This is a genomic window from Exiguobacterium sp. E4787, assembly GCF_018618375.1.
GTDB lineage: Bacteria > Bacillota > Bacilli > Exiguobacteriales > Exiguobacteriaceae > Exiguobacterium > Exiguobacterium chiriqhucha.
In genome coordinates, this window is the sequence record NZ_JACSLY010000005.1 from 167,086 (window position 1) to 194,012 (window position 26,927).

Genomic DNA, 26,927 nt, shown 5'->3' on the forward strand with positions numbered 1-26,927 from the left:
AAAGACGACCTGTTCGTAGGTCGTCTCGGCATTCCCTTATAACTTGTTCCACTCTTCCAACGCCTCTAAGTACCAACGATAGCTCAACTTGAACTCTTCGTCTGTCACATCCGGCGACCACAACGAGCGCGGGATGAGCCCGGTGAATTTTGCTGCGCCGGTATGTGCATAGATATAAGAGACAACTTGTGTTGACATATCCCTCGTCAGAAAACCTGTCACGAACTTTCCATCCTTACTTTCGAATATGATGTCGAGTCGGCGCCCTTCCATCTCGTCGAGGATCAACTGATTGTATCGTCGATGCGCCTCGTCCTTATGTTTGTACACCATCCCACGTCGTGCGTTATCGTCTCGTTCCCAGCGATGGTCCTTTTTTTCCTTTTCCGTAAAGATTTTATCAATCATACGCGGGTCATCAATCGTTAAGCAACAAAAGATATGGTCATACGACAACTGATCATCGTTAACCAAGTCCATGATGTCTGCTTTTGGGATGACGCGCGCCTTATAGCGGACCATCACCCGACGGACGACCTCCTCCTTCTCAAAGATGAGCCACTGCTTTCTCCGTTCGAACTTCTCATGTAACAGCTTATAGTTCATCTGATTCACCTCATGATTCAGCATACCAAAAAACGGCGTCCGAATGGTCGGACGCCGTCTGTGTTAGTTCCCGTATTTTTTGAATAATTGATAATTCTTGTTTCCGCCTGACAAGTTGTAGACGTCGGTGAAACCGAGGTTACGGAGCACGTTTTGGGCCGCGTTCCCCGTCACCCCGCCATTGCAGTACACGACGGTCGGCTTGTCTTTGTCCATGTCCTTGGCGGCTTCGCGCAAGTTACCGAGCGGGATGTTGACCGCACAGTCGACACATGCTTTCTCGAACTGTGCCGCTTTACGCGTATCGATAATCTGCATGTCTTCACCCGCATCGATCCGCTTCTGCAGTTCGGCTGGTGTGATGAGGCGGGCCGCTTTGTCCATACTGTTCGCGAGCACCATGCCCGTGTACATGACCGGGTCTTTCGTCGTCGAGAACGGCGGCGCGTACGCGAGATCGAGATGGAACAAATCATCGACTTTCGCCTTGAACGTGATGGCCGTGACGAATACGTCGATGCGCTTGTCGACACCTTCGAACCCGACGATTTGAACGCCGAGCAATTGACGTGTCGCCCGGTCGCCGATTGCTTTAATCGTCATGTCTTTTCCGCCCATATAGGCCGGCTTATCCGGTTTCGTGTTATGGAGCACTTCGATGTCGTATCCGAGCTCGCGGGCCTCACGTTCCGATAGACCGGTCTGGGCGACGGCTTGGCCGAACACTTTGAAGATGCCTGTGCCGAGGATGCCACGGTGTTCAAGGTCGCCTCCTGTGATGAGGTCCCCAAGGGCACGACCCATCTTGTTCGCCGTCGAACCGAGTGGACGCCAAATCGGTTTGCCCGTGACGAGCGAGAAACTTTCGGCGACGTCGCCGGCCGCATAGACGTTCTTCACGTTTGTCTCCATCCGCTCATTGATGGCGATTGCACCCGTCTCGCCAATTGTGACACCAATCGACTTCGCGAGTTCCGTGTTCGGACGGACACCGACGGAGAGGATGACGAGGTCCGTATCAATCGTCTTGCCACTCCCCGTGACAACACGTTCGACATGACCATCACCGACGAGTTCGGTCACTGTCTCACCGAGCATGAGCTCAATGCCGTTCTTCTCGAGGTGATCCTCGACGCGGCACGCCATGTCTTTGTCAAGCGGCGGCATCACTTGTGGGAAACGCTCGATGACGGTGACATCGACGCCACGTAGTTTGAGCTGCTCGGCCATCTCAAGACCGATGAATCCGGCGCCGATGATCGTTGCATGTTTCGGGTTCGTCGCATCGACGAAGTTACGTGTCGCTTCCGCATTCTGAATGTTACGGATTGGGAACACGTTGTCCGAATCGACACCCGGAATCGGCGGGATGATGCTCGAGGCACCTGTCGCGAGGACCAACGAATCATAGCTGTCCGTGAACGATTCACCCGTCTCAAGGTTCTCGACCGTGACCGTCTTTGCGTCGGCATCGACTGCCGTCACGTTATGACGTGTCATGACGTCGATGTTGTAGCGTTTCTTGAAGAATGCCGCATCGCGAGGCGTCAAATCGTCGCGCGACTCGACTTCACCGCCGACATAGTACGGAATGCCGCAACCCGAGTACGAGATATCGTAGTCGCGGTCGTAAATCGTAATCTGTGCGTCTTCGTTGTTACGACGTGCTTTTGCCGCGACCGATGTACCGGCGGCGACTGAACCGATGATGATCAATTTCATATTAAATACTCCTTAGTAAAGTAGTAGGCTGATGTATAGTCCAAGCAAGGTAATGGCGAGCGTTGGAATCGTCAAGATGATCCCGACTTTAAAGTATTGACCCCAACCGATTTTAAGCCCTTTCGTACGGAGCACGTGGAGCCATAGCAACGTCGCGAGTGACCCAATCGGTGTGATTTTCGGACCGAGATCGGACCCGATGACGTTCGCATAGATGAGTGCTTCCCGAATCTGACCGGTCGTATTCGTCAAATCGATGGCGAGCGCGTCAATCATGACGGTCGGCATATTGTTCATCACCGATGATAAGATGGCGGCCAAGAAGCCCATCCCGAACGTAGCGCTGAAGGCGTTCACGGCGAACCAGTCGATGAAGTTGGCGAGCACTTGCGTCAGTCCCGCGTTTTGCAGACCGTAGACAACGATATACATCCCGAGCGAGAAGAAGACGATTGCCCAAGGCGCCCCGCGTAGAACGGACCGGGTCGGCACGGCCGGTGAACGGTTCGCCATGATCAGGAAGAACAACGAGATAATCCCCGCGACGAGAGAGACCGGGATGCCGACGATATCGCTTGTGAAGTATCCGATGACGAGAAGTGCGAGCACGACCCACGACAAGCGGAACATTTTATGGTCTTTGATGACCGAGGCCGGTTCAACCAAATTCGATGCATCGTAGCGTTTCGAGATATCCTTTTTAAAATACAAATACAAGACAAGCAAACTTCCGGCGACGGCGAAGACGTTGACGAACACCATCCGCGCCGCATATTCGGCGAAACCGATGCCGAAGAAGTCGGCCGAGACGATGTTGACAAGGTTCGAGACGACGAACGGCAGACTCGCCGTATCAGCGATGAACCCAGACGCCATGACGTATGCCAAAACGACCGCATCCGGTAGTTTGAGCGCCCGCACCATGGCGAGGACAATCGGCGTCAAGATGAGCGCCGCCCCGTCATTCGCGAACAGCGCCGCGACGAGCGCACCGAGCAACGTGATATAGACGAACAGCTTCACGCCGCCGCCTTTGGCGATGCGAGCCATATGTAAGGCCGCCCATTCAAAGAAACCAATCTCGTCCAAGATGAGCGAGATGACGATGAGCGCGACGAATGTGAACGTCGCATTCCAAATGATGCCCCAGACAGTACCGACGTCATCCAAATTGACAACTCCAGTGATGAGGGCAAGCGCCGCCATCCCCATCGCCGAGTAACCGATGCCGAGGCCTTTCGGTTGCTTGATGATGAGGAAGAGCGTCACCAAAAAGATGATACTAGCAATCCACTGCACAATGAGTTCCTCCAATGATTCTCTATTTGTTTAGCAAGTCTGTTGCAAGCCGCGAAGCACGAGGCTAGCGCCGTCTTCCGTCGACTCGACGTCGAGCGTGACGTTTTCCGCCATCGCTTCAGCGTCGTTCGCGACGGCGAACGTGAGGCCGTCAAAGTCTTTGACGTCATCCGTCGCTTCCGGAGCCGCAACGATGAGACCGAGCGTCGGTCCACAGCACCCGGCTTCCGTACAGATACGAACTGATTTGATTTCCTCTTCAACCAGTGCGTCTTTCATAAAATCAATCGCTTCATTCGTGATGTTCATGTAACTTCCTCCTTGAGTAGTTGTGACAGTGCCGGATAACCGACCGGCAGTTGTTCTTGCCATGCGAGTAACGTCGGACGCGGATAGGTGTTCACCCGCTCGAGCCATGCCGCCTCGCTCGCGACTTTCGCCGTCAGCAACTTGCTTGTCACATCGAGCGGTGTGAACGATTGGTTGACGACCCAGGCGAACGGTTGAATCTCGGCCCGTTCCAAGTCAGCGACGAGTCGCTCAGCTTCATACACTGGTGTCGCTTCAGGCAGCGTCGTGATGATGACGTGCGTCTGTTTCGGGTCGCGCAGTTTTGGTAACAGGTCGCGAACCGCTTCCGGGACGACCCCTGTCGACCGTTCGAGTTCGCGATGATAACTCTCGGTCGCGTCCAACAAAAGAAGCGTATGACCTGTCGGCGCCGTATCGATGACGACGAAGCGGTCTTTCGCTTTCGCCACTTGATCAGCGAAGGCACGGAAGACGGCAATCTCCTCGGTACACGGCGAACGCAAGTCCTCTTCGAGCATCATGCGCTGCTCGTCGTTCAGATCCCCCGCTTCCCGGAACACATCCATCCGGTACTTCTCGATCTCGACTTTCGGGTCAATCGCATCGACGGTGAACGTATCCGGGACGTCCAGACCGATTGTGAAAGCCACATGTGCAGCCGGGTCCGTCGTCGTCAAATGGACGGCGTGCCCTCGCTCACTGAGCGCGACGGCAACGAGCGAGGCAAGCGTCGTCTTGCCGACACCGCCTTTCCCCATCGTCATAATGACGCTCGGTCCATCCAGCTCGATTTCATCGACGAGTCGGTCAATCGAGCCATAATGACTCGTGTCATAACGTGTATTTGGGACGGTGGCCGTCTCCCCGTTCACCCAGCGTCGGAGCGCCGGGACACCGACGAGGTTCTCGTACGCATATGACAGCGTGAACGTCTCGAGGTCGGCGACACCTTTCGGAAGTTCACGGAGCGCCTGTTGTTGACGCTCGATGAACCGTTTCGTATAGCGGTCAGTCTCTTCGTCTGATGCGACGACGCCGTTGATGACAAGTTGCATCCGCTCGATGCCAATCGCGTGAAGCTCGGTCGCGGCACGCGCCGCCTCGACGAGCGTCGATGTCTCGGGACGGGCGACGAGCATCAATGTCGTCTCGCTGCCGTCGGTGAGCGTCTCGACAGCCCGTTTGTATTGCTGTTGCTTGTCGGCCAGACCAGCAAGCGGACCAAGGCAAGACGCGCCGGTCGTATTCGTCTCTAAAAATTCGTCCCACGCACTTGGCAACGTCAACAACCGTAGCGTGTGACCGGTCGGTGCCGTGTCAAAGATGACGTGATCGTATGTCTCACGTGCCGACTCAGACGTCAGTAACTCGGTAAACTGGTCGAACGCCGCGATCTCAACCGTACAGGCGCCGGACAGCTGTTCTTCCATCGACTGAATGGCCACGTCCGGAAGGACACCGCGATAAGGACCGACCATGCGTTCCATGTACTGCTTCGCCGCCTCTTCCGGGTCGAAGTTCGCGATGAACAGACCGGTTCCCGGGACGAGGCGTGGTGTCTCGTCGAGCTCCATCTCGAACACGTCCTGAAGGTTGCTCGCAGGGTCGGTCGAGACGAGCAAGACTCGCTTACCGCGGTCAGCAAGCGTCAACGCGAGGCTCGAAGCGGTCGACGTCTTGCCGACACCGCCTTTACCGGTCAAAAACATATAGCGCGTTGGTTCGATTGTCGTGAAATCAAAGCGATTCATCATGACCCGCCTCCTTATTTTTTAAGCGTGATGCGGACTTTCGGCTTTTCGCCATCTTGTTTCGCGAACGCTTCGACCGGGAGTCCTGTCAACTCGGCAATCTCCTCGTTCGTCATGTAAGCGCCTCGTTTGACGACGGCACCGTCGACGACCGTGAGTGGGAGCGTCTCAAGGCCGTTCGCGATTTCTGCTTGAACATGGACGTTCTCGACGAATCGGTTTGGCTCGGAGGCGAGATTATAACGGGCCACATCAAAGCCGCGTTGTTTTAATACGTAATGGATGGTCGCAATCCGCGTTAGCTCCGGATCGATTGAAGGACCACAAAGTCCGGTCGGGCAGCACATGGCTGGTTCGAATACTTCAAGTTTCATCGTTGACTCCTCCTTAAATCGCACAGTCCGTTTCGCAGTCACAATTCGCCTCGACCGTCTCGATTTTGTCGAGCAAATGGATGACGATTGAGTAGAATGGGCTCGTCTCGTTCAATCGATAGTGAATCCATTGCTTGTCGCGGCGCTCTAACAGGAGCCCTGCTTGCCGCATCATCTTCAAGTGGCGGCTGATGGCCGGCTGCGAAATGTCGAAACAATCAACAAAACTGCAGGCACATTGCTCTCCGCCTTGCATTTGTTTGAGCATCGTCAAACGGGTCGGATCGGCGAGTACTTTGAGCACTTTACTTAAATCATCTACCGTATGCATCATCATTCTCCTTCTCTGTATAACAAATCCGTTATATAACCTTTACGTTATGAAAATACCATAGTTTCTCATGCGGAGCAATTGTCTTCTCATAAAAAGTTCGGTATGATGAAACACGTTGTGAAAACATGTGTCGGTCGAACGACTTCTCTCATATAATTCGGTGTTTGATCTTCGTGAGACTCGGAGATCAAAGTCAAAAAATATATAGAGAGGTGTGTTCTTTTGGAAAAATTGAATACGATTAAACAAGATTGGCTCGGCAACGTCCGGGCCGACGTCCTAGCCGGCTTCGTCGTCGCGCTCGCCCTCATCCCTGAGGCGATTGCCTTCTCGCTCATCGCTGGCGTCGATCCGATGGTTGGACTCTATGCGTCGTTCATCATCGCGATGGTCATCTCGATTGCCGGTGGTCGTCCGGCCATGATTTCGGCTGCGACCGGGGCGATGGCGCTCGTCATCGTCTCGCTCGTCGCCGACTACGGGTTACAATATTTACTCGCCGCGGGGATTCTCGCCGGAATCATTCAAATTGCGCTCGGCTATTTCGGCATCGCCCGCTTGATGAAGTTCATCCCGCGCGCCGTCATGGTCGGCTTCGTCAACGCGCTCGCGATTTTGATTTTCCAGGCACAGTTGACGAACTTTGAAGGTGAGAGCTGGATTATCTGGGCGCTCGTCATTGGATCGCTCGCCATCATCTTCTTGTTCCCACGCATCAACAAAGTCATCCCGGCACCGCTCGTCGCCATCGTCGTCATGACGATTCTGGCGGTCACGCTCGGGCTCGAGACGAAAAACATTAGCGACATGGGTACGATTTCAGCAACGCTCCCGGAATTTTTATTCCCGAACGTCCCGTTGACGTTTGAGACGTTGATGATCATCCTCCCCTACTCGATCTCCCTCGCCTTCGTCGGATTGATCGAGTCGCTGTTGACGGCACAAATCGTCGATGACATGACGGGCACGGATTCGAACAAGAACCGAGAATCAAAAGGACAAGGTATCGCCAACATCATCGCCGGTCTCTTCGGCGGGATGCCAGGGTGTGCGATGATTGGTCAATCGGTCATCAACGTCTCGTCCGGTGCTCGCGGCCGTCTGTCGACGTTCGTCGCTGGACTCGCGTTATTCATCATGATCATGACGATGAGTGATGTGTTGATGCTCATCCCGGTCGGCGCCCTTGTCGGTGTCATGTTCTTTGTCTCGTATGCGACGTTTGACTGGGGCTCGCTCAAAGCGATGCGCACCGCTCAAAAATCGGATACGGTCGTCATGCTCGTGACGGTGCTCGTCACGGTCGTCACGCACGACTTGTCACTCGGTGTGTTCGCCGGGATCTTGACGGCAGCCATCCTGTTCGCCGCAAAAATCTCGAAAGTCGAACTTGACCGCAGTGTAGACGCCGACCGTGCCCGCTACATCGTGAACGGTCAGCTCTTCTTCGCTTCGACGTCCGAGTTCGTCAATCAGTTCGATGTGACCGAAGACGCCGAAGACGGTGTCAAACATGTCACAATCGACTTCTCGAACACGCATCTATGGGACGATTCGGCCATCGGTGCCATCGATAAAGTTGTCTTCAAGTACCGTGAAGTCGGGATCGAGCCGGAACTATTGAACTTGAACAAAGATTCAGAGAAACTGCTCAACACGCTCGCGCTGCACTTGAAGCAACAAGAAACAAGCGCCGGCCATTGATTCAATTTCTTCGGGAGCGAACATTCACGTTCGCTCCCTTTTTTATATCCATGGCTCTAGTAAATCGCATATACTAAAAGTAGATTGTGTGAAAGAGGAGGACGTTTCAATGGGAAAGGTATTTTTAGCGGCAGATGGATCTGCCCACTCGAAGCGGGCACTTGAGAAAGCGATTCAGCTCGCCAAGGCATCAGACGCATCCATCGACATCGTCCATGTCGTCAGCGCCAAAGAATCGAAAGAAGCCGCACTCAACTCGACCGGAAAAATCGATCTTGAAACGAAGCGTCAGCAGATGTTGCAACCGCTCTTCGATCAAATCGTTGCAGCCGGGCTTGAGTATGAATATATTGAACTTCGCGGGGAGCCGGACGTCGAGCTCGTCAAATATGCGAACCATCAACCGTACGAGTACGTCGTCGTCGGTTCACGCGGACTGAACACGTTTCAAGAGTTCGTGCTCGGCAGCGTCAGCCATAAGCTCGCCAAACGCGCCCTCGCCCCGGTCATCATCGTCAAATGATCGTCACCCTTTCTTTACGGAGAAAGGGCTTTTTTCTGTTCCATACAGGAAATTGGTCCTATATGTGGAATGGAATAGTGAACTCATTTATGAAGGAGGAACCTAATTGGACATTACCAATGACTCAAATTTATTGCTCATCCTCTTGCCATTGCTCGTGTTGCAACTCATCTTGCTCGTCGTCGCCTTGATTGATTTGCTCAAACGGCAAGAAACGAATGGACCGAAATGGGTATGGCTTCTCGTCATCCTATTCATCAACATCCTCGGGCCGATCGTCTACTTCCTATGGGGACGGACGAAGCGATGAACGTCACCCAACTGACGAAACGATTCGGCACGTTCACCGCGCTCGACGACGTCAGCTTCTCGCTCCGCCCCGGCTGTACCTCGCTCCTTGGTGAGAACGGGGCCGGCAAGACGACACTGCTCAATATGATTGCCCGCGTGACGACACCGACGTCCGGACAGATCGTCGGGCATGACGCCATCCGCATCGGCTATCTGCCACAGCGACCGGCGCTCTATCCATCGCTCACCCCGGTCGAGACGATTCGCTATGCGGCCGAGTTGACCGGCGTCACGAATGTCGACCCGGTCCATCTGTTGAAACGGGTCGGACTCGAGCCCGTCGATCGACCGGCGGCACACTTGTCCGGCGGCATGCGGCAACGGCTCGGCATCGCCCAGGCGCTCGTGCATGACCCGGAGCTGTTACTGCTCGATGAACCCGTCTCGGCGCTCGACCCGCGCGGCCGCCGGGAAGTACTCGACCTCTTAAGCGATTTGAAACGAGAGCGGATGATTCTCTATTCGACGCACGTGCTCCCCGATGCCGAGGAAGCGAGCGACTGGGTACTCCTGCTCCGACAAGGTCGCCTGCTCATGGAAGGGACCGTGACCGATTTACTCGGCTCGAAGTCCTCGATTCAAGTCCGTCTGTTCAATGACGTCGTGACGGAGGATGAGTGGCGAACGCTCCCGGGTGTCAGCCACGTCACCCGCTCCGGGACGACATGGGAACTGGAGACGGACGCGAAAGACGTGACGGAACGAGCGTTGCTGCAGCTGCTGCTGGAGCGCGGTCTAAGACTCCAATCGCTCCATGTCGGGCATCCATCGCTCGAGTCACTCTTTTTGGAGGTGAACGCCTAATGAAACTGGCCATCTTCAAACAAGAGTGGAAAGAGTCATGGCGCAATAAGCGACTCATCTGGGTACCAATCTCCTTGATGTTGCTTGCGGCGATGCAACCGCTCACGCTTTATTTCCTCCCGGACATCTTGGCCTCGGGCGGCAACTTGCCGGACGGGGCGGTCATCGAAATTCCGACCCCGTCACCAGAAGAAGTGCTCATGTCGGCGAGCGAACAGTTGCGACAAATCGGCCTGCTCGTCGTGCTGTTATCCGCCATGCATACGTTCAGTCACGAACGGTCGCTCGGCACGCTCGCCTGGCTCAAGTCGCTCAAGATTCCAGGCACGCGCATCGTGCTCAGCAAATGGGGACATTATTCGCTACTCGCCGTCGTCGCCATCGGCCTCGCCCAATTGAGCGCCGCCTACTATACAATCGTCTTGTTCGATTCGTTCGACGTCACCGATTTCTTGATCGCGACCGGGCTGCTCATGCTCCATTTCGTCGTCCAGCTATCGATTTTCTTCTTGTTCGCGGCGTTGCTCGAGAGCGGCCTCGTCGCCCTCGTGATCACGCTCGCCCTCCACTTCATCATGTCGCTCCTAATTGGGTGGCTCGAGTGGGACTGGATGCCGTGGCGGCTCGGCTCGTTATCGGCCGAAGTGCTCATGGGCGAGGGTTTACTCGTTTGGCCGATCATCAGTAGTGTCTTGTTGATTGGCGTGACGCTCTTCGTCGCCTCGAAACGGTTGTTGTTCATCAGCCGTTCGTCCTGATGTAGCACCTTCTCAAAATAGTCCTTTAGCCGTCGAGTCAAGGCGGCTTTTCTCATGTATACTTAATTTACAAAATAATACCAATTTTTCAATTCGATTGTGGAGGAACGCCTATGAAGTGGAGTCATGTAGTGGCCGGTTTGGCCGTCAGTATGAGCATCATCCTCAGTAACGACCACGTCCATGCCGCGGCCGGGTTTCAAACGACCGCAACGGGAACGGTCTATATGACAGAAGACGGCACGGTGCTGACCGGCTGGCAAGTGATTGACAACAAGACCTATTATTTTGCAGCAGATGGGACGATGGCCGTCGGTTGGCAAGCGATCGATGGCGCTACATATTATTTTGAAACGGACGGCGTGCTCGTCACCGGGCGCTATTCGATTGACGGGGCGACCTACTTGTTCGCCGCCGACGGGAAGCAGCTGAAAGGCTGGCAACAACTCACGGATGGTCTCTATTACTTCAAATCGAACGGCGTCATGGCGACCGGCTTTTTGACCGTGGACGGGAAACGCTACTTGTTCTCTCTTGAAGGGAAACGGTTGAGCGGTTGGCAAACCGTCAACGGCGTGAAGCATTACATATTCGAAAACGGAACGATCCGGTCGGGCATGTACACGATTAACGGCAAGAAATACTTGCTCTTGAAAGACGGGCAGGTCGCGACCGGCTGGCAACAAATCGGCACGCGCCACTACTACTTCGGTACAAGCGGTGTACGCCAGCACGGGCTGAAAAAGATTGGGACGACCGTTTACGGTTTCCATGAGACGTACGGCTATCGGTTGGCCGGCGTCCAAAAAGTCGCCTCTCGCTATTACTATTTCGGGACGGACGGAAAACGTCGCTACGGTCTGCAGACGATTGACGGCAAAGTGTACGGGTTCCATCCCGTCTACGGCTATCGTCTGCAAGGAAAACACAAAGTCGGGACTCGCTATTACTACTTCCACTCGACCGGCGTCCGTGAGACTGGTTGGAAATATACGACGCAATACGAATATTTTGCACCGACCTTGACGAAGAAGACAGATTGGCAAGTCATCAACGGCAAGTGGTATTTCTTCGATCTGTCGGGCGTCATGTATAAGAACAAACGCATCGGCAACGCCACGTTCGATGCCCGGGGCGCCTATAGCAACCCGCTCTCCACCTATAAGATGAGCGTGCCGCTCTATCGTCAATTTGCTATGGGCTATCCTTCTGGCTGCGAGTTCTTCTCGCTCAAGATGGCGCTCGAGAAAAAAGGACGCGTCGTCAGCGCGGAGACGTTATATCGGGAAATGCCAAAAAGTATGTGGAACGCCCGCTATGAGAATCGTCTCTACCGCTGGGTCGACCCGAACGTCATGTTCACGGGCGACCCGAAAGGCAAGCTCAGCAAATATCGCAACTACGGGATTTATCCGAAAGGCATGATTAACTTCTCGAGCAAATACCGGCCTGTGAAAGATGTATCAGGTCAAGGACTCGCCTCAATCGAGCGCGAGCTCTCACTCGGCAACCCGGTCATCGTCTGGGCGAGTGTCGACTTCAAACAGCCGTACGGTCACTTCAATTGGTACACCACTTCGAACCAAAAATTCACCGGTTTCGTCAATTATCACGTCATGCTCGCGACGGGCTATGACAAGAATAACCTCTACATCAACGACCCGTACCGCGGTCGCCTCGTCATCCCGAAAAGCCAAGTCAGCTCTGTCATGGGCGCGACGGGATGGAAAGCACTTGCCGTACGATAATCATCTAGCCATCGGAGAAATCCGATGGCTTTTTAGGTATAACGAATCAAAATTAGAAATAAAATTTCCTATTTCATTAACTTTATATTGAATTAAAAATACAAAATGGTACACTTTCCAGTAAGTAGTAAAGCGCTTACATTCATGAAGGAGGAATAGTTATGAAGAAATGGATTGGCGGCCTTGCCGCCCTCACGCTCGTCACGTCATCTGTCATGTTGCTCGATGCCGATGCCAAGTCAGAGCCGAAGAAACCGAAAGTCGAACTCGGGGTCGACCGGTTGATGGACAATCCTGAAATCTTGGCCGGTAAACGAGTCGGACTGATCACGAATCCGACCGGAATCGATGCTAACATGACGAGCATCGTCGACTTGTTCCATAACTCAGATGATTTCGAATTGACGGCACTGTACGGACCAGAACACGGTGTCCGCGGTGATGCGCAAGCCGGATCGACAATCAGTTCATATATCGACGAAGTGACGGGACTCCCCGTCTATAGTCTGTATGGGGCGACGAAAAAACCGACGGCCGAGATGCTCAAAGACGTCGACGTGCTCGTCTTCGACATTCAAGACGTCGGCACACGCTTCTATACGTACATCTATACGATGGCGTATGCGATGGAAGCCGCAGCCGAGAATGACATCCCGTTCGTCGTCCTCGACCGGCCGAACCCGCAAGGTGGTCTCCGCGTCGAAGGTCCTGTGCTCGACCCGGCCTATTCGAGCTTCATCGGTCTCTATCCGATTCCGCTCAAGCATGGCATGACCGTCGGTGAGCTCGCACGCTTGTTCAATTCGGAGTATCAGATTCAAGCCGACCTCGAAGTCGTCAAGATGAAGGGTTGGAAGCGCTCGATGCTGTACGAGGATACGGGACTCCCGTTCGTCATGCCGTCACCGAACATGCCGACGACGGACACGGTCAACGTCTATCCGGCGACCGGTCTGTTCGAAGGGACGAACCTGTCGGAAGGACGCGGCACGACGAAGCCGTTCCAATTGATTGGCGCCCCGTACGTGAAGGCGCATGACTATGCCAAGACGTTGAACGCGCTCGAACTTCCGGGCGTCACGTTCCGCGCTGCCTCGTTCACGCCAACGTTCTCGAAGAACGCGGGCAAACTGTCGCACGGCGTCGAAGTGTACGTCACAGAGCCGACGAAGTTCGAAGCGGTCAAGACCGGCATTGCCATGGTCAAGACGGCACACGACCTGTATCCAGACGAGTTCGAGTTCCTCGCTAATGACTTCATCACGAAGCTGACCGGGAACGCCTACGTGAAAGACATGATCCTCGCCGGGGAGTCGCTCGAGGCGATCATGACGAAAGTCGATGCCGAGCGCGATGCGTTCTTGCCGATTCGGAAAGAGTATTTGTTGTATAAATAAGGAGCAGGTAGGCTCACTTGAGTCTGCCTCTTTTTGTAATCAAATGGTAATAACCATTCTTGCCCTATTCAATATATTATATGGTTATATGATCGAAAAAGGAGCTTCCCATTTTGAAAAAATCTGCCTCAGTCTTGCTCGCTGCCGCCCTCGCGACCGCGTTCACATTTACCCCGCCGCCCCCGCTCACCGTCAATCCGGCCACGGTCGAAGCCTCATATCGTGAGACGGCCGTCAACACGAAAGGTTCCGTTACGGGAATCAGTCAAATCAACGTCCGAAAAACACCGTCAAGCTCAGCGACGAGTGTAGGTAAAATTGTTCGCGACGGCACGATGATGGTCCGGACGTCATTTACGACGAACGGGGCCCACTGGTACAAAATCCAATGGGGCACGGGGTACGGTTACGTTCCGGCCACGTATATCAAGCTATCGACAGCCGAAGTCGCGTTCACGAAGGCGACGTACGTCGCCCCATCGAGCGTCTACTTAAAGTCGCGTCCGCTCACGACCTCATCGAACGTCGTGTTCTTGCGCCAAGGGATGAAGCTCGAGACGATCTCGTACCGGTACACAGGCACGACGCGTTGGTATAAAGTGAACATCGGCACGAAGACCGGATATATTTTGGCGAAACACATCACTTTCAAAGCCCCAGCAAGCGGTGTCTTGGCCGAGACGAACGAAGAGCGTCAGACGGCTGGCTTATCGGCGCTCGCAGCGTCGGGCGAAGCGAACCGTGTCGCCCAAGTCCGGGCCGACGAGATGGCACAGACGGGCCAGTTCTCGCATCAGCTCCGTGAGAACGGGAGCCCAGGTGACACGCTCGATGCCTACGATGTCAGCTATCGTGGTTGGGGTGAGAACATCTATATGGGGTCGAGTGACCCGGCTCAAGCCGTGAACGCCTGGATGAACTCGAGCGGCCACCGCGCCAACATCTTGAACGGCAACTTCACGCACCTCGGTGTCGGTGCCGCCAAGAACGCGCAAGGCTCGACGATTCACGTCCAAGTCTTTTTGACGAAATGAAAAACGGGAAGTCGCAGTTGTCGCGACTTCCCGTTTTGTATTAGCGGCGTTCGTCTTTCAGGCTTTCGAGGTTTTGTTGGGCTTGGCCGGTCTTCTCTTTGGCCGTCCCCTTCACTTGATCTTTCTGGCCTTCACGCTTGAGCGATTGGTTGTCCGTCGCTTTGCCGACCGCTTCTTTCGCTTTGCCTGCCGCTTTATCGATTAACCCGTCCACTTTTTTGTTAAGTCCGTCTTTCATGTGAATCTCCTCCTCGTTGTATCATGTCTAATTCATGTACCACTCTGAGGAAAACTCAAACATAGTGCTCTTTGACGAGTACCCGGAAACGCGGTCGGACGGTCAACTCGATTGTGGTCACCGTACTGTTCCGGTCCTCGTTCATGACGATCAACAGTTCGCCGTGGTCGCGCCGATCCTCGAGCACCTCGACTTTCCCGACCGTTCGCAACAGCTGGTAGTATAGCAGCTCGCCCGACGCGTCTTTGACGTTCACCTCGAACTCGTGATAACTCGGGGAGATTTTAAAATAAAATGACTCTGTCCCGTTCGAGAAACGGAACACCGACTCGTCATAATAAAACGGGAGTGTCGTATCCATTCGCTTCGGCTCGACGGTGCAAAATAACGCCCACGCCATCTCGTCCGGAAACTTCTCGCTCGACTCTTCTTTATTGAACTGCCACCCTTTCATCGCGATCCCTCACTTCAACTTCCATTAATTGTCTGAATAATTCAACTATTATAATTCATTCGTCATTGGGTTCGGAAGTTCCTGCAAACGGGAACAAAACATTGTATGCTTTTTCACGTTCCTGATTTGAAAGGAGTTGCGTCCACGTGTCTATCATCGCGCTCGACCATGTCACGAAACGGTTCTGTGAGACAATTGCCTTGAACGACTTTTCACTTCACGTCGAGGCCGGTGAACTGTTCGGCTTGCTCGGACCGAATGGGGCCGGAAAGACGACCGCCATTTCTGTCATGCTGAACTTATATCCTGCCGACAGCGGTACCATCCGTATTTTCGATCATTCGATGCCAAAAGACGAGCAAACGATTAAACGGCGCGTCGGTATCGTCCCGCAGCATGTCTCCGTGTACGACCAGCTGACGGTGTTCGAGAACATTCAATTTTTCGCCGAGCTGTACGGGTTCAAACCGGCCGAGGCCAAACAAAAGACCGTGGCCGCCCTCGACTTCGTCGAACTCACCGCGCACCAAAAGAAACGTCCGCCGGAACTGTCCGGGGGGCTCCTTCGTCGTCTCAACATCGCCTGCGGCATCGTGCATGAACCAGAACTTATCTTTATGGATGAACCGACCGTCGCCATCGACCCGCAGTCACGCAACACCATCCTCGAGAATATCCGCGAGTTGAATCGACGCGGGGCGACGATCATCTATACGTCCCACTATATGGAGGAAGTCGAGATGCTCTGCGACCGTGTCGCCATCGTCGATGAGGGACGAATTATCGCCGAGGGCACGCAAGATGAGCTGAAAGATCAAGTCATGACGCTCGAGACGGCCCGCATCAAAGTCGACGCCCTCACTCCGGGCCTCTTGGAACGACTCGAATCACTCGAGCGGGTGAAGAAAGTCGATTACGAGGAACCGTTCCTCGACGTGTCACTCGAGAAAGACACCCCGCTCGCCCCGCTGCTCGACGTCCTCCATGACGAGCGGGTTCGCTTCACCTCAATCACGGTCGACCGTCCGTCCTTGAATACCGTCTTCCTGGCGCTGACCGGTAAGACACTTAGGGAGTGATGACGATGAAACTATGGACGTTCATCAAATATGATGTCAAACAGCAACTGCGGGACCGCTCGACCTTGTTTTGGATGCTCATCTTCCCAATCATTCTCATCTTCGGGCTCGGGACGATGCTGTCGGCCATCTTCAATAGCAACTTCTCGCTCCCGGTCACAGACGTCGCCTACGTCGAACAGTCGACGGATGATTACCGGGTGCCGCTCGAGACGTTCCTCGCCGACGACGACATCAAAGCATTTATCAATCTCGTCCCATACGATAGTATCGCCGCTGCGGAAAACGGCGTGAACGATGGCGACGCCGACGTCATCCTCCATTTGGACGGTCCCGACGTCCGTCTGCTTTACGAGGAACCGTCGACGATCGAATTTGACGTCATCGAGGCCATTCTCCGGCAATATACGGACGTCGCCAATCAGCAGATTATGCTCGCTGAGGCAGGTGTTTCCGCCCCGTTCGAGCCCACGACGTTCATCGACAGCGAGAGCATCGATTTGTCGGGTCGGACCCCGACATCACTCGAATATTTCACCGTCACGATTTCCATCATGACGGCACTGTTCGGTGCATTCTACATTACCGGCATGCTCAGTGAGGAGCAGCCGATGACGGGGAGCTATCTTCGGATCCAAGCCGCTCCGGTCAAACGGATCGAGTATCGCCTGGCCCGCAGTTTGAGCCGTTACACGCTCATCTTTTTGCAACTTGTGCTCGTGTTTTGGTTCAGTCACTTCGTCTATCGCAGCTTCTCGCTCGACTACGTTCACTTCAGTCTATTGTTCGTCTCTTGGCTCGCCCTCGCTTTATACGGTACGGCGTTCGGTTTCTTCATCTCGAGCTTACCTCGTCTCTCGCGCGCGACGAAAGACGCGATCGTCAACGGGTTCGTCGCTATCATCATGATTCTCTCTGGCGGCTATGTTCCTGGTTTCGACCAAGTGACGCTGAGCGTCGTGCCGTGGGCTAAGTACGTCTTCATGCCGATTTTCATGCGGGAAGGCATGCTTCAGGTGCTCTTGCGCGGTGGAGACACGTCCGTATTTTGGCAAAGTCTCGGTTGGCTCGCCATCCATCTGCTCGTCTTTGCCGGGATCACCCTGTTGTTATGGAAAGGGGTGAACCGCCGTGGTGCTATTTAGACATGTGGCCAAACGTATGCTCCGGAAAAAAGGGCTATGGGTGTTCACGTTCGTCTCCGTGTTCGGGTTCGCTCTCATCCTGTCGTTCCTCAGTTCGACGTCTGCCTTGAACGCCTCGATTGGTATTCTTGACCGCGACGGCGGAACACTCGCCGGTCGCGTGATTGAAGAGGCGGGACGGTTCGGAGCGGTGACACCGCTCGAGACGGATGAGACCGATGAGGCGTTGCTACAAGGACAAGACATCGTCTTAGTGATTCCGGACGGATTCAGCGAGGCGCTCTTGGATGGCGAGACACCGCGATTGTCGTTCAGTGCGACCGAAGGGAGTGACGCCGCATTGATCGAACAAGCGCTCAATTCACACTTGTCCCGTGAGCGGCAACTATTGATCGCAAGTGAGTTTGACGAGGAACGGTTCACCGAACTCGCCGAACGTGAGACGGAAAACGGCTATACCCTCTCTAGTGAGCCGTTCCAACAGAGCGTGGCGACGACGGCGCGGACGCAGGCGTTCCTCGGCCTCTTGTCGTTCGTCATGATGTCGGCGTTCCTTCAGTTCATCCCGCTGTTCGTCGCCGACGACCGGGACGAGAAAATCTATTCCCGCCTGTTCGCCGCCCCTGTAACGCCGCGGCGTTACATCGGCTCGTTGTTCGTATCGTTCTGTGCGGTCGGTCTGCTCTACGTGCTCATGCTGCTCGCCTTCAGTGCCGTGCTATACCGACAAGACATCTTGACGCACCTGCCTGTCCTCACGTTGTTGTTCATCGTCTATTTGTTCGTCTGTCTCGCCATCGGGTCGCTCATCGCGATTCTCGCGACGAACCGGGAGAAGGCGAACATCTGGCAGACGTCCGTGACGATGGCGGCGGCCATCACCGGCGGCGCCTTCATCAGCCTGACGTGGCTTCCGGAGACGCTCCAAGCCGTTGGGCGCTTCTTGCCGACGTACTGGTTCAATTACGGGATCACCCAAATGTACGAGGACCATTTCCCACTCCAATCCGTCCTCATCATGCTCGGGATGGCGCTCGCTGTCTTTCTCCTCAGCGCCTGGGCGTTGAAGAAACGGCCGCTCACATAAAAAGGAGAGCCATCGCGGGCTCTCCTTTTTATGTGAGTCGATTAACGTTGCAACGTCGGCACGACTTTCTTGAAAAACACCTCGACGAGTTCCGGGTCGAACTGCCGGCCCGCTTCTTCTGCGATGACCGCGAGCGCTTCGTCGAGCGTCTTCGCTTTCCGATACGGGCGTCCCGTCATCATGACGTCGAACGTGTCCGCAATCGAGATGATGCGTGACGCGAGCGGGATCTGCTTTCCGCTGATCCCTTTCGGATAACCATTCCCGTCCCATCGTTCATGGTGGGCGAGCACGATTTCGGACAGTGGCCCATACTCCGGCACCGTGCTCAAGATGTTGTAGCTCACTTCGGGATGACGTTTGATTTCACGCCATTCGGACTCGGTCAACGTGCCCGGCTTGTCTAAAATCTCATTGCTGATCGCGACCTTGCCGATATCATGCAGTGTCGCCGCCGTGACGAGTTCGTTCACATCAGTACTCGTGAACCCCATCGCCTGTCCGAGTTGCCGCGACAGCTCGGCGACGCGTTGCGAATGTGCTTCTTCGCGCGGGATTTTCTCGTAGAGCGTTCGCATGATGAGCTGAATCGAATGATGGCGTCGGCTTTGTTTCTCCGACACTTTATGGTGATACATCCGGTCCTCGGCCAAATTAAACACTTCCGCGATGGAGAGCGCGTCATCGTCCTTCACCGCTTCGCCGAACGATGCCGAAATCGGCAGCCCTTCGATCGATTTGGCGAGGAACAGTTGGCTCAGGCGATCGGACAAGCGGTTCGCCTCTTCAAGTGACGTATTCGGCATGATGATGACAAACTCATCCCCACCGATTCGAGCGACCGTATCCTTCCCTCGAATCTCACGTTTGAGCGTCATCGTCGCCTCAATCAACAAGCGATCCCCGACGAGATGACCGAACGCGTCGTTCGTCAGCTTCAACCCGTTGACGTCGACGACGATTAAGGCGAGCGGATAATAGTCCGGCTCATCGTACGTGATGAGCGCCTCATCGAAGTAACGGCGATTCTTCACCCCGGTCAACTGGTCGTGATAACTCAAATACTCGATTTCCATCTCATATTTCTTCTTCTCGGTCACGTCACCGATATAGCCGTGCCAAAGGACATGCCCTTCATCAAGCTTCTCTGGACGCGACGATCCTAAAATCCACGTCGTCCGGCCGTCGGGCGTCAGGACACGAAACTCCGCATCCCAAATCGTCAAGTTCTCGTACGACGTCTCAATGCTCGCCATCACGTTCGGATAATCTTCGGGATGGATTTTTGAGAACACGAGACCCGGGTCTTGTTTCATCTCCTCGAACGTAATACCAGTCAGCACCTCGAATCCTCGGCTAAAGAATGGGAAGTGGAAGCTGCCGTCCGGGCGCCGCTCGAACTGATAGATGGCACCGGGCACTTGATCGGACAGCTTCGTGAGCAATCGGTCCCGCTCGGCGAGTTCTTCCTCGAGTTGGACGCGTTCCGTCACGTCTTTGGCGACGGCGTAAATATAGTTGCCTTGGACTTTTGAATGCCACTCGATTGATCGATAGTCTCCATCGATCGTCCGGTATCGGTTGACGAAACGGAAGATGTCCTTCCCTTCTTCGAGCAAGGCGAACGCTTCATTCGTCTTCTCGACGTCATCGGGATGAATCAGGCTCGTGAAGTCCATGTTCTCGAGTTCTTCGAGCGGAAACCCGAGCACACGCTCCCACGCCACGTTCAAATGGAAAATCTCATGATTGGTCAGGGACATGATGCACTCCAAGTCGACGGTCGCGAACCCTTCGAACATCGACTCTTTCGCATCCCCGATTTGCCGGCCCGCTTTCGTCATCTGCTCGAGGATGTGCACGATATACAATTCGACGAGCCCAAGGCGGCTCGCCTCTTTATTTCCTTGCATGACAATCGTCAAATCCCCGTAAAAAACCCCATCTTTCTCGATTTTAAACAAGACGACTTGGCCAAGGTTAAAAATCCGTAAAATATTTTTGATCAGTCGTTTCGGCAACACCCCGTCGACGAGCGGGAAAATGTCGTCGAACACGATTGGGCTCGGTGCCTCGAGTAACTTGGACCGTTTCGGGCTCATCGGCCATTTGCGGCCAACCGGATGGAAGCCTAGCACATCGAGGCTGCGCTCGAGCAGTTCATCAATGCCCGAGAGCGCCACGGTCGAGTACGTCTGTCCATCATCATCGACTAAATTGAGCGTCACGGCCTTGGCACCGGTGAACCCTCGAATCTGGTCGAGGAAATGTTGGTTCATCAACAATTCTCGTCCGGTCGTCACAAAGCGGTGCGACACGTTGACGAGTTGTTTCAGCGCATTGTTCTCTTGGACGTGCGGTGTGATGTCGTGGAACAGCGTCGACACATGACCCGGACGCTCGCTAAAGACAGACAGTTCATACCAGGCCTTGTTGCGACGTGAGAAATGTTCGAACGTGATGGCTTCGCCACTACTGACAGCACGCGCGACTTGGACGATCCATTCCCGTTCGCTGTATTCAAAATCTTTCAACTTGTCGGTGATCCGTCCACCGAGAAAATGTTCGCGCTTTGCTTTCATGATGCGCTCGAACGTTTCGTTCACTTCATGAAACTCGTAATCGACGGGCTCCCCCGCCTCATCGTAGAGCACTTTAAACTCGACGTAGCCTTGGGGCATATGGCGCAACAAGGATTGAAATTTGGTCTGGTCTAAGTCTGCCACGTCGGTCCCTCCTCCGTTCAATTCTACTTTTCAGTTTACCTCATTTCTTACAAATTCCCTATATTTTCCGAATCGATTCTCACCAATATGCGCACATTAAGTTTTTGTAAATGACACCTCACGGCTTGCACCTCACCACCACAATTGTTAGTATGATTACGAAAATCGATATCGAAAACCGATATTAAGGAGATGATGCACGTGGAAGACCGCGTTCTTCGAAAACTGTTTCTCGGTTTTATCCATATCCATATCTTACACCACGCCTCTGAGCACCCGGTGTACGGAGCTTGGATGGTCGAGGAGCTCCGTGAGCACGGCTACTCGATTAGCGCCGGCACGCTCTATCCGATTTTGCACTCGATGGAGCAAGACGGGCTGCTCGTCCGGACGAACGAGCTCGTCGAGGGTCATATCCGGAAAAATTACACGACGACCGAAAAAGGCCTCGTCGTCTTGGCGGAAGCCCGTCAAAAAGCGTATGAACTATTCAAAAAAATTAAGGAGTGAAGCACATGTCCAACCAACGCGTAACGTTCAAAACGTTACTTGAGATTTTATTCGTATCGACCCGGCTCGGCCTGACCTCGTTCGGCGGACCGATCGCCCACCTCGGCTATTTCCATGAGGAGTACGTCCGCCGTCGCAAATGGATGGACGAACGCGCCTATGCCGACCTCGTCGCCCTCTGTCAGTTCTTGCCGGGTCCGGCGAGCAGCCAAGTCGGCATCGGGATCGGGATCGTCCGTGGCGGCATCCTCGGCGGGATCACGTCGTTCATCGGGTTCACGGCCCCGTCCGTCATCGCCCTCATCTTATTCGCCCTATTGGTATCGGGACTCGACGTCTCAGACGCGGGCTGGCTTTATGGATTGAAAGTCGTCGCCGTCGCCATCGTCGCCCATGCTATTCTCGGGATGGCCGGCAAATTGACGCCGGACGCGAAGACGCGGACAATCGCGTTCTTCGCACTCGCCGGGGTGCTGTTATGGCAGACGACCTATAGCCAAGTGCTCGTCATCTTGCTCGCCGGACTTGCCGGGTTCTTGCTGTTCAAACCGCAAAACCTCGACGTCAAGTCGGCTTCGTTCCCGCTCTCGAAACGACTCGGGGCGACGCTTCTCGGTCTGTTCGGGGCGCTCCTCGTCATCTTGCCGATCTTACGGGAGACGATCGAGAGTCAATCGGTCGCCATGTTCGATAGCTTCTACCGCGCGGGGGCCCTCGTCTTCGGCGGCGGCCACGTCGTCTTGCCGCTACTCGAGCGCGAACTCGTACCGGCCGGTTTCTTAAGTGAAGAGGCGTTCCTCGCTGGTTACGGGGCCGCCCAAGCCGTACCGGGACCGCTCTTCACATTCGCGTCTTATCTCGGGACGGTCATTAATGGCGTGCCGGGAGGTCTGCTCGCCACGCTTGCCATCTTCTTGCCGGCGTTCCTGTTGATCCTCGGCGCCTTGCCGTTTTGGGATGCACTCCGTCGCAACCCGAAAGTCGCCGGTGCGCTCATCGGTGTCAACGCTGCCGTCGTCGGGATTTTGATTGCTGCCTTCTATCAGCCGATCTTCACGAGCACGGTGAACGGTGCGGTCGACTTCGTCTTCGCTGCTTTCTTGTTCGCCATGATCGCATATTGGAAGATGCCGCCTTGGGCGCTCGTCATCGTCGGGGTCATCGGCGGGATGATCATTGGCACGTTATAACACGAAAAAGGGACTTCATTGCGAAGTCCCTTTTGTCATGGTCGCCATTTCCAGCGCATATAGTTGATGAACAGCTTCACGTACGCCAACTGTTCACGGACGACGTACTTCAGTTTTGTGGCCGTCGGCGTTCTCGCATACAGTGCGTCGGTCGAGAGCCCAAAGTACAGGCGTCCGACGAGCCGGGCCCGCCTCACATGAAAGTCGTTCGTGACGACGGTCAGACCAGACTCCCCACTCCAAATCGGACGGCTGAACAGAAAGTTCTCGTACGTCGACGTCGACTCCGCTTCGATATGGATTCGCGCCGCATCAATGCCACGTGCCGTTAACTCCCGGGCAATGACGCGGGCCTCCGCCATCCCTTCATCGGGTCCTTGTCCTCCAGAAGCGATGAGTTCGACGTGCGGATATTGCTTCGCGTATTCAGCCGCCGCTTCAATCCGGTGCATCAAGGCCCGGGACGGTTGAATCCCGTTCACTTTCGCACCGAGGACGAGAACGTAACGATATGTTCCATCTGCAGTTTTTCTCATTGTAGGCTCCTTTATGCTTGAACATGAGTAAAGGACCTAACTATACTTTCCCTAGTCAGGTCCCTTCCTCATCCTATAATTACTTCGGGTTTACTGCTTGATGTCGACAATTCGCCCTTCAACAGTCGGTGTGACCGTTTGAAGTTTCACGAGATAATCACGCATGATTTCCCAGTCAATAATCCCCAAATCATTCACACGACCCTCTTCATATGCCTTTTTAAACTCAAGGTAGTTGTCCCCACCTTTTGCAGCAAAGAAGTTCGTTGCAATCTTATAATTCTCATTCGTTACGACGTCCACATATTGTCCATTACGAAGCACTTGCGCCTTCACAATTCGGTTATTTGCTGCTTTCGAACTATCAAACTCAATCTTCATACCTGACATATGCAAAAAACCGCCACTCTCAATTGGGTAGATGCTCACGCTACGCTCAAGGGCTGATAACAGTTCACTTCCTTGCAACGTCATGACCGCTAACGTATTTCCGAACGGAAGTGTTGTCAATACTTCACCTGCCGTCACAGGGCCTGCATTAATTGACGAACGGATACCACCAGCGTTTTGAATCGCTGCGACAACTTCGCCGTCGATTCGTTTTGCACGATCCAACATACCGTCCGTAATCAAGTTCCCTAACGCCGTCTCATTTTTACGAACGCTCGGTTTGTTGACATCTCCAGCGTCCCTCGGGTTGTCAAATGCCGCAGTCGTCGCCGCACCAATCTCGGCGTTACGGATGCTTTCAATTTCTTTTGCAAATGGAGCAAGTAAGCTGACCGCCCTCGGATCAGCGGCATAGCCTTTGATGTCAATCAACTTACCTTGGTGTGCAACAACCTTCCCCGTGTGGTCAAACTCGACATCGAGCGTACCGAGGAATTCCCCATATTGATATGCTTGTACAATTACAGTCGGCTCTTCTCCATCGACCACCACAACAGGTGCGTCTAAACGAGAATGCGAGTGACCACCAATAATGACATCAATTCCTTCTACGCGTTTCGCGAGTTCTAAATCATTATCGATTGCCGGATTGTCGTCGAACCCTAGGTGCGAGACGGCTACGATTTGATCGACACCGCGCTGTTTAAACGCTTTGACGGCTTTCTCGGCTTCTTCAACATAGTGTTGGAATTTGATTGGTCCTGGACTAGCGATGTTCGCCGTGTCTTCAGTCGTCAATCCGAAGAATCCAACTTTCTTCCCGTCCACCACTTTGATGACGCCTTCGTATAATTTTCCATCGTATGGCTTTCGCTCAATCTCATCCGAGTAAAGACTGCTCAAATATTGATCAGCACTATAATCCACGTTCGAACTGACGAATGGGAATTTGGCGTTTTGAATAAAAGTTGCAAATTCTTGGTGCCCCGCCTCTGTGCCGAGGTCAAATTCATGGTTGCCCGGTACCATCAAGTCATAGTTCATGTAGTTCATGAGTGTCAAATCAGCTAGTCCTTTGAACTCATTGAAGTAAAGCGATCCCGAGAACACATCTCCCGCATCGATCAACAAACGATCTGCATTCTCTTGTCTAAGTTGATTAATTGCCGTAGCTCGTTTTGGTGCGCTATCAAGCGAGGCGTGTGTGTCATTTGTGTGCATAAGCGCCAACTTATATCCCGAAATTGTATACGGAACTTTGAGTTGGACTGTCTTCCCACGTTTAGAATATGTAGCTGTAGCAGTAAAATTACCGATTTTCGAAGTAGATAAATTCGTCCATCTAACCGGTTGTTTCAATATTTTTCCGTCAACATTGACATTTAAAATCTTGTACTTCCCGTCAATTTTTTCTCCTTGTTTAAATGAAAGTGGGTGAGATGGTTGTAAAATTTCAATCGCGTCCACTTTTTGCTTAGAATTAGATACTTTGGCTGAATCTTTACCTACACTTGCACTAACAGTGAGCGGAAGTAAACTAGCAGTGACTAGAGACGTAGCGATGATACCTCTGAGCACTAAATTATTTTTACAGTTTGACATTCTTATTCCCCTTTCAAAGTTTCCCCAGTTAATTTTCCACACCTTGAGATCATAAATGCATTCTCATCTTCTAATCTATCCAACTACGCACAGAAACTCAATACAATTATGCTTCATTTAAAAATAATATATAAAATTAAAATATTTTTTACGCGAAATAAAAAGAATCCAATCATATCCGATTAGATTCTTCCGAAGTATACATTTTTTTAAATCATTATATTTTATTGATTGCGTACTACATATTATCCTTAGTTTATTTATGTCTCTGATGTGAAAGTACGATTAAATATAACTTTTTGATCTTGAGCTATTCGATTTCGAATAAATATTTTCACTCTATATTGATTTCCAGATTCATATGGAATTTTTGTTTCCAAATCATTTGAATACGGCGTTTTCTTATAAATTTGGTCATTCATATACCAATAAAATGCAACTTCTGTACTTTCATCAGTGACGACATTCATTTTAAATACTATTTGATCATTCTCAACCAAAAATTGCTCATTCATAACAAAGAAGTAGAGCAACGATGATTTAAGTGAGAATTTACGAGAAAAATAATAATCAATGTATTGAGGAGCAAAAAATTTTAATTCAGAGTGGTCTACTCCTTCAACAATATGATAATCGAATGGTATGTCAAGAGATTCCAAGTAGGATACAAACGGGTCCAGATGTTCCAACTTCCGTGAATCTGCTGTTCCAACCATTAAATGAATATAAGGCATTTCATCCCGCTTTTCTCTAACCAAATCGTAAATCAATTGATTCATTTCATATACATGATAAGATTGACTGCCACCGGTCATGTATTCAAGTAAATCAGGATGCTGACTAATCAGGAAATCTCCTAAATTAATTGAAGGTGCTAAACTGACAACCTCGCCAAATCCATATTTTAATGCATAGTATAATGCCACATATCCGCCTTTTGAGGAACCAAATGTTGTGACATGTTTTGGCGTCGCATGAATTCGATGTAAGATGTTCATGATCAATGAAATAACCGATGTCTCATTTCGGAAGGATAAATCCTTGCCTAAATAGTAACTTCCTTTTTCACCAAAATCATCTAAAATAAACAATTGATTTGCAGGATGGTCTTTAAAACTTTTCATATTGTCAACAGCGGTTTAAAATTCCCTCTTAATAACGGATTAAAAATCCCTTTTTTACACATTACTCTTGGAAACTATCGACACGCGCCGGTTGGATGCCGGCCCGTTTCTTTTCTCTCATTCGATATG

Annotated in this window: 26 protein-coding genes; 13 read left to right on the plus strand and 13 right to left on the minus strand. The window is 52.8% G+C overall.

What is annotated here, in order from left to right; translation table 11 throughout:
* Positions 1 to 36 precede the first annotated feature (36 nt).
* From KNP80_RS07975 to KNP80_RS08005, 7 genes are all read right to left on the minus strand, one after another.
* Entirely contained in the window at positions 37 to 606 is a 570-nt protein-coding gene (locus KNP80_RS07975) for a hypothetical protein (protein ID WP_214832128.1), read from the minus strand.
* A gap of 63 nt (positions 607 to 669) precedes the next feature.
* Positions 670 to 2,328, minus strand: a complete 1,659-nt coding sequence (locus tag KNP80_RS07980; protein WP_214832129.1) for an FAD-dependent oxidoreductase — start codon at positions 2,326 to 2,328, stop codon at positions 670 to 672.
* Positions 2,329 to 2,340: 12 nt separating this feature from the next.
* Positions 2,341 to 3,627 carry an arsenic transporter gene (locus KNP80_RS07985; RefSeq protein WP_214718054.1) on the minus strand — a complete coding sequence of 429 codons (1,287 nt, stop codon included), beginning with the start codon at positions 3,625 to 3,627 and terminating at the stop codon, positions 2,341 to 2,343.
* Positions 3,628 to 3,657: 30 nt separating this feature from the next.
* Positions 3,658 to 3,936: a Fe-S cluster assembly protein HesB gene (locus KNP80_RS07990; protein WP_214718056.1), complete on the minus strand. Its 279-nt coding sequence runs from the start codon at positions 3,934 to 3,936 to the stop codon at positions 3,658 to 3,660.
* A complete protein-coding gene (gene arsA / locus KNP80_RS07995) occupies positions 3,933 to 5,693 on the minus strand; it encodes an arsenical pump-driving ATPase (protein ID WP_214834443.1) in 1,761 nt (586 codons plus the stop codon). The genes KNP80_RS07990 and arsA overlap by 4 nt, the downstream gene beginning before the upstream one ends.
* A gap of 11 nt (positions 5,694 to 5,704) precedes the next feature.
* Positions 5,705 to 6,064 carry an arsenite efflux transporter metallochaperone ArsD gene (gene arsD / locus KNP80_RS08000; protein ID WP_029594925.1) on the minus strand — a complete coding sequence of 120 codons (360 nt, stop codon included), beginning with the start codon at positions 6,062 to 6,064 and terminating at the stop codon, positions 5,705 to 5,707.
* Between the two features lie 13 nt (positions 6,065 to 6,077).
* Positions 6,078 to 6,395, minus strand: coding sequence for an ArsR/SmtB family transcription factor (locus tag KNP80_RS08005; protein ID WP_214834445.1), 318 nt, complete (start codon positions 6,393 to 6,395; stop codon positions 6,078 to 6,080).
* A gap of 225 nt (positions 6,396 to 6,620) precedes the next feature.
* Between KNP80_RS08005 and KNP80_RS08010 the strand changes: the two genes are divergently transcribed.
* The 8 genes from KNP80_RS08010 to KNP80_RS08045 all read left to right on the plus strand — a co-directional run bounded on the left by KNP80_RS08010 (position 6,621) and on the right by KNP80_RS08045 (position 14,717).
* Positions 6,621 to 8,102, plus strand: a complete 1,482-nt coding sequence (locus tag KNP80_RS08010) for a SulP family inorganic anion transporter (protein WP_214832131.1) — start codon at positions 6,621 to 6,623, stop codon at positions 8,100 to 8,102.
* 109 nt (positions 8,103 to 8,211) lie between these two features.
* Positions 8,212 to 8,625: a universal stress protein gene (locus KNP80_RS08015; protein WP_214751611.1), complete on the plus strand. Its 414-nt coding sequence runs from the start codon at positions 8,212 to 8,214 to the stop codon at positions 8,623 to 8,625.
* 106 nt (positions 8,626 to 8,731) lie between these two features.
* Entirely contained in the window at positions 8,732 to 8,935 is a 204-nt protein-coding gene (locus KNP80_RS08020; protein ID WP_021066453.1) for a PLD nuclease N-terminal domain-containing protein, read from the plus strand.
* Complete coding sequence (locus KNP80_RS08025) at positions 8,932 to 9,780, plus strand: ABC transporter ATP-binding protein (protein WP_131471867.1); 849 nt, start codon at positions 8,932 to 8,934, stop codon at positions 9,778 to 9,780. The genes KNP80_RS08020 and KNP80_RS08025 overlap by 4 nt, the downstream gene beginning before the upstream one ends.
* Entirely contained in the window at positions 9,780 to 10,538 is a 759-nt protein-coding gene (locus KNP80_RS08030) for an ABC transporter permease (RefSeq protein WP_214832132.1), read from the plus strand. Before KNP80_RS08025 ends, KNP80_RS08030 begins: the two co-directional genes overlap by 1 nt.
* Before the next feature lie 113 nt (positions 10,539 to 10,651).
* Positions 10,652 to 12,286, plus strand: coding sequence for a C39 family peptidase (locus tag KNP80_RS08035; RefSeq protein WP_214834447.1), 1,635 nt, complete (start codon positions 10,652 to 10,654; stop codon positions 12,284 to 12,286).
* A gap of 161 nt (positions 12,287 to 12,447) precedes the next feature.
* Positions 12,448 to 13,683, plus strand: coding sequence for an exo-beta-N-acetylmuramidase NamZ family protein (locus tag KNP80_RS08040; RefSeq protein WP_214832135.1), 1,236 nt, complete (start codon positions 12,448 to 12,450; stop codon positions 13,681 to 13,683).
* A gap of 113 nt (positions 13,684 to 13,796) precedes the next feature.
* Complete coding sequence (locus KNP80_RS08045; RefSeq protein WP_214832136.1) at positions 13,797 to 14,717, plus strand: CAP domain-containing protein; 921 nt, start codon at positions 13,797 to 13,799, stop codon at positions 14,715 to 14,717.
* A 40-nt stretch (positions 14,718 to 14,757) separates the two neighbouring features.
* On the opposite strand, the gene KNP80_RS08050 is transcribed toward KNP80_RS08045, so the two are convergent.
* Together KNP80_RS08050 and KNP80_RS08055 are read right to left on the minus strand one after the other, a co-directional pair.
* Entirely contained in the window at positions 14,758 to 14,955 is a 198-nt protein-coding gene (locus tag KNP80_RS08050) for a CsbD family protein (protein WP_021066447.1), read from the minus strand.
* A 55-nt stretch (positions 14,956 to 15,010) separates the two neighbouring features.
* The gene (locus tag KNP80_RS08055; RefSeq protein WP_214832137.1) at positions 15,011 to 15,409 is read right to left on the minus strand and encodes a hypothetical protein; all 399 of its coding nucleotides are present in this window, start codon (positions 15,407 to 15,409) and stop codon (positions 15,011 to 15,013) included.
* A 146-nt stretch (positions 15,410 to 15,555) separates the two neighbouring features.
* On the opposite strand from KNP80_RS08055, the gene KNP80_RS08060 reads away from it, so the two are divergent.
* From KNP80_RS08060 to KNP80_RS08070, 3 genes are read left to right on the plus strand one after another with little or no spacing between them, the layout of a single operon-like run.
* Positions 15,556 to 16,488, plus strand: a complete 933-nt coding sequence (locus KNP80_RS08060) for an ABC transporter ATP-binding protein (protein WP_214792592.1) — start codon at positions 15,556 to 15,558, stop codon at positions 16,486 to 16,488.
* A gap of 5 nt (positions 16,489 to 16,493) precedes the next feature.
* Complete coding sequence (locus KNP80_RS08065) at positions 16,494 to 17,633, plus strand: ABC transporter permease (protein ID WP_251132358.1); 1,140 nt, start codon at positions 16,494 to 16,496, stop codon at positions 17,631 to 17,633.
* A gap of 4 nt (positions 17,634 to 17,637) precedes the next feature.
* Positions 17,638 to 18,720 carry an ABC transporter permease gene (locus tag KNP80_RS08070; protein ID WP_353047982.1) on the plus strand — a complete coding sequence of 361 codons (1,083 nt, stop codon included), beginning with the start codon at positions 17,638 to 17,640 and terminating at the stop codon, positions 18,718 to 18,720.
* A gap of 41 nt (positions 18,721 to 18,761) precedes the next feature.
* Here KNP80_RS08070 and KNP80_RS08075 read toward each other — a convergent pair whose 3' ends face one another.
* Positions 18,762 to 21,446, minus strand: coding sequence for an HD domain-containing phosphohydrolase (locus tag KNP80_RS08075; protein WP_353047983.1), 2,685 nt, complete (start codon positions 21,444 to 21,446; stop codon positions 18,762 to 18,764).
* Between the two features lie 201 nt (positions 21,447 to 21,647).
* Between KNP80_RS08075 and KNP80_RS08080 the strand changes: the two genes are divergently transcribed.
* Entirely contained in the window at positions 21,648 to 21,956 is a 309-nt protein-coding gene (locus KNP80_RS08080) for a PadR family transcriptional regulator (protein WP_214718081.1), read from the plus strand.
* Between the two features lie 5 nt (positions 21,957 to 21,961).
* A complete protein-coding gene (gene chrA, locus KNP80_RS08085; protein WP_214718083.1) occupies positions 21,962 to 23,146 on the plus strand; it encodes a chromate efflux transporter in 1,185 nt (394 codons plus the stop codon).
* A 35-nt stretch (positions 23,147 to 23,181) separates the two neighbouring features.
* Here the strand turns inward: chrA and KNP80_RS08090 are convergent, their stop codons facing one another.
* From KNP80_RS08090 to KNP80_RS08100, 3 genes are all read right to left on the minus strand, one after another.
* A complete protein-coding gene (locus tag KNP80_RS08090) occupies positions 23,182 to 23,682 on the minus strand; it encodes a YdcF family protein (protein ID WP_214718085.1) in 501 nt (166 codons plus the stop codon).
* Positions 23,683 to 23,772: 90 nt separating this feature from the next.
* Positions 23,773 to 25,716 (minus strand): bifunctional metallophosphatase/5'-nucleotidase, encoded by a 1,944-nt coding sequence (locus tag KNP80_RS08095; RefSeq protein WP_353047984.1) that lies wholly within the window; start codon positions 25,714 to 25,716, stop codon positions 23,773 to 23,775.
* Positions 25,717 to 25,934: 218 nt separating this feature from the next.
* Positions 25,935 to 26,798: a prolyl oligopeptidase family serine peptidase gene (locus KNP80_RS08100; protein ID WP_214834450.1), complete on the minus strand. Its 864-nt coding sequence runs from the start codon at positions 26,796 to 26,798 to the stop codon at positions 25,935 to 25,937.
* Between the last annotated feature and the right edge of the window lie 129 nt (positions 26,799 to 26,927).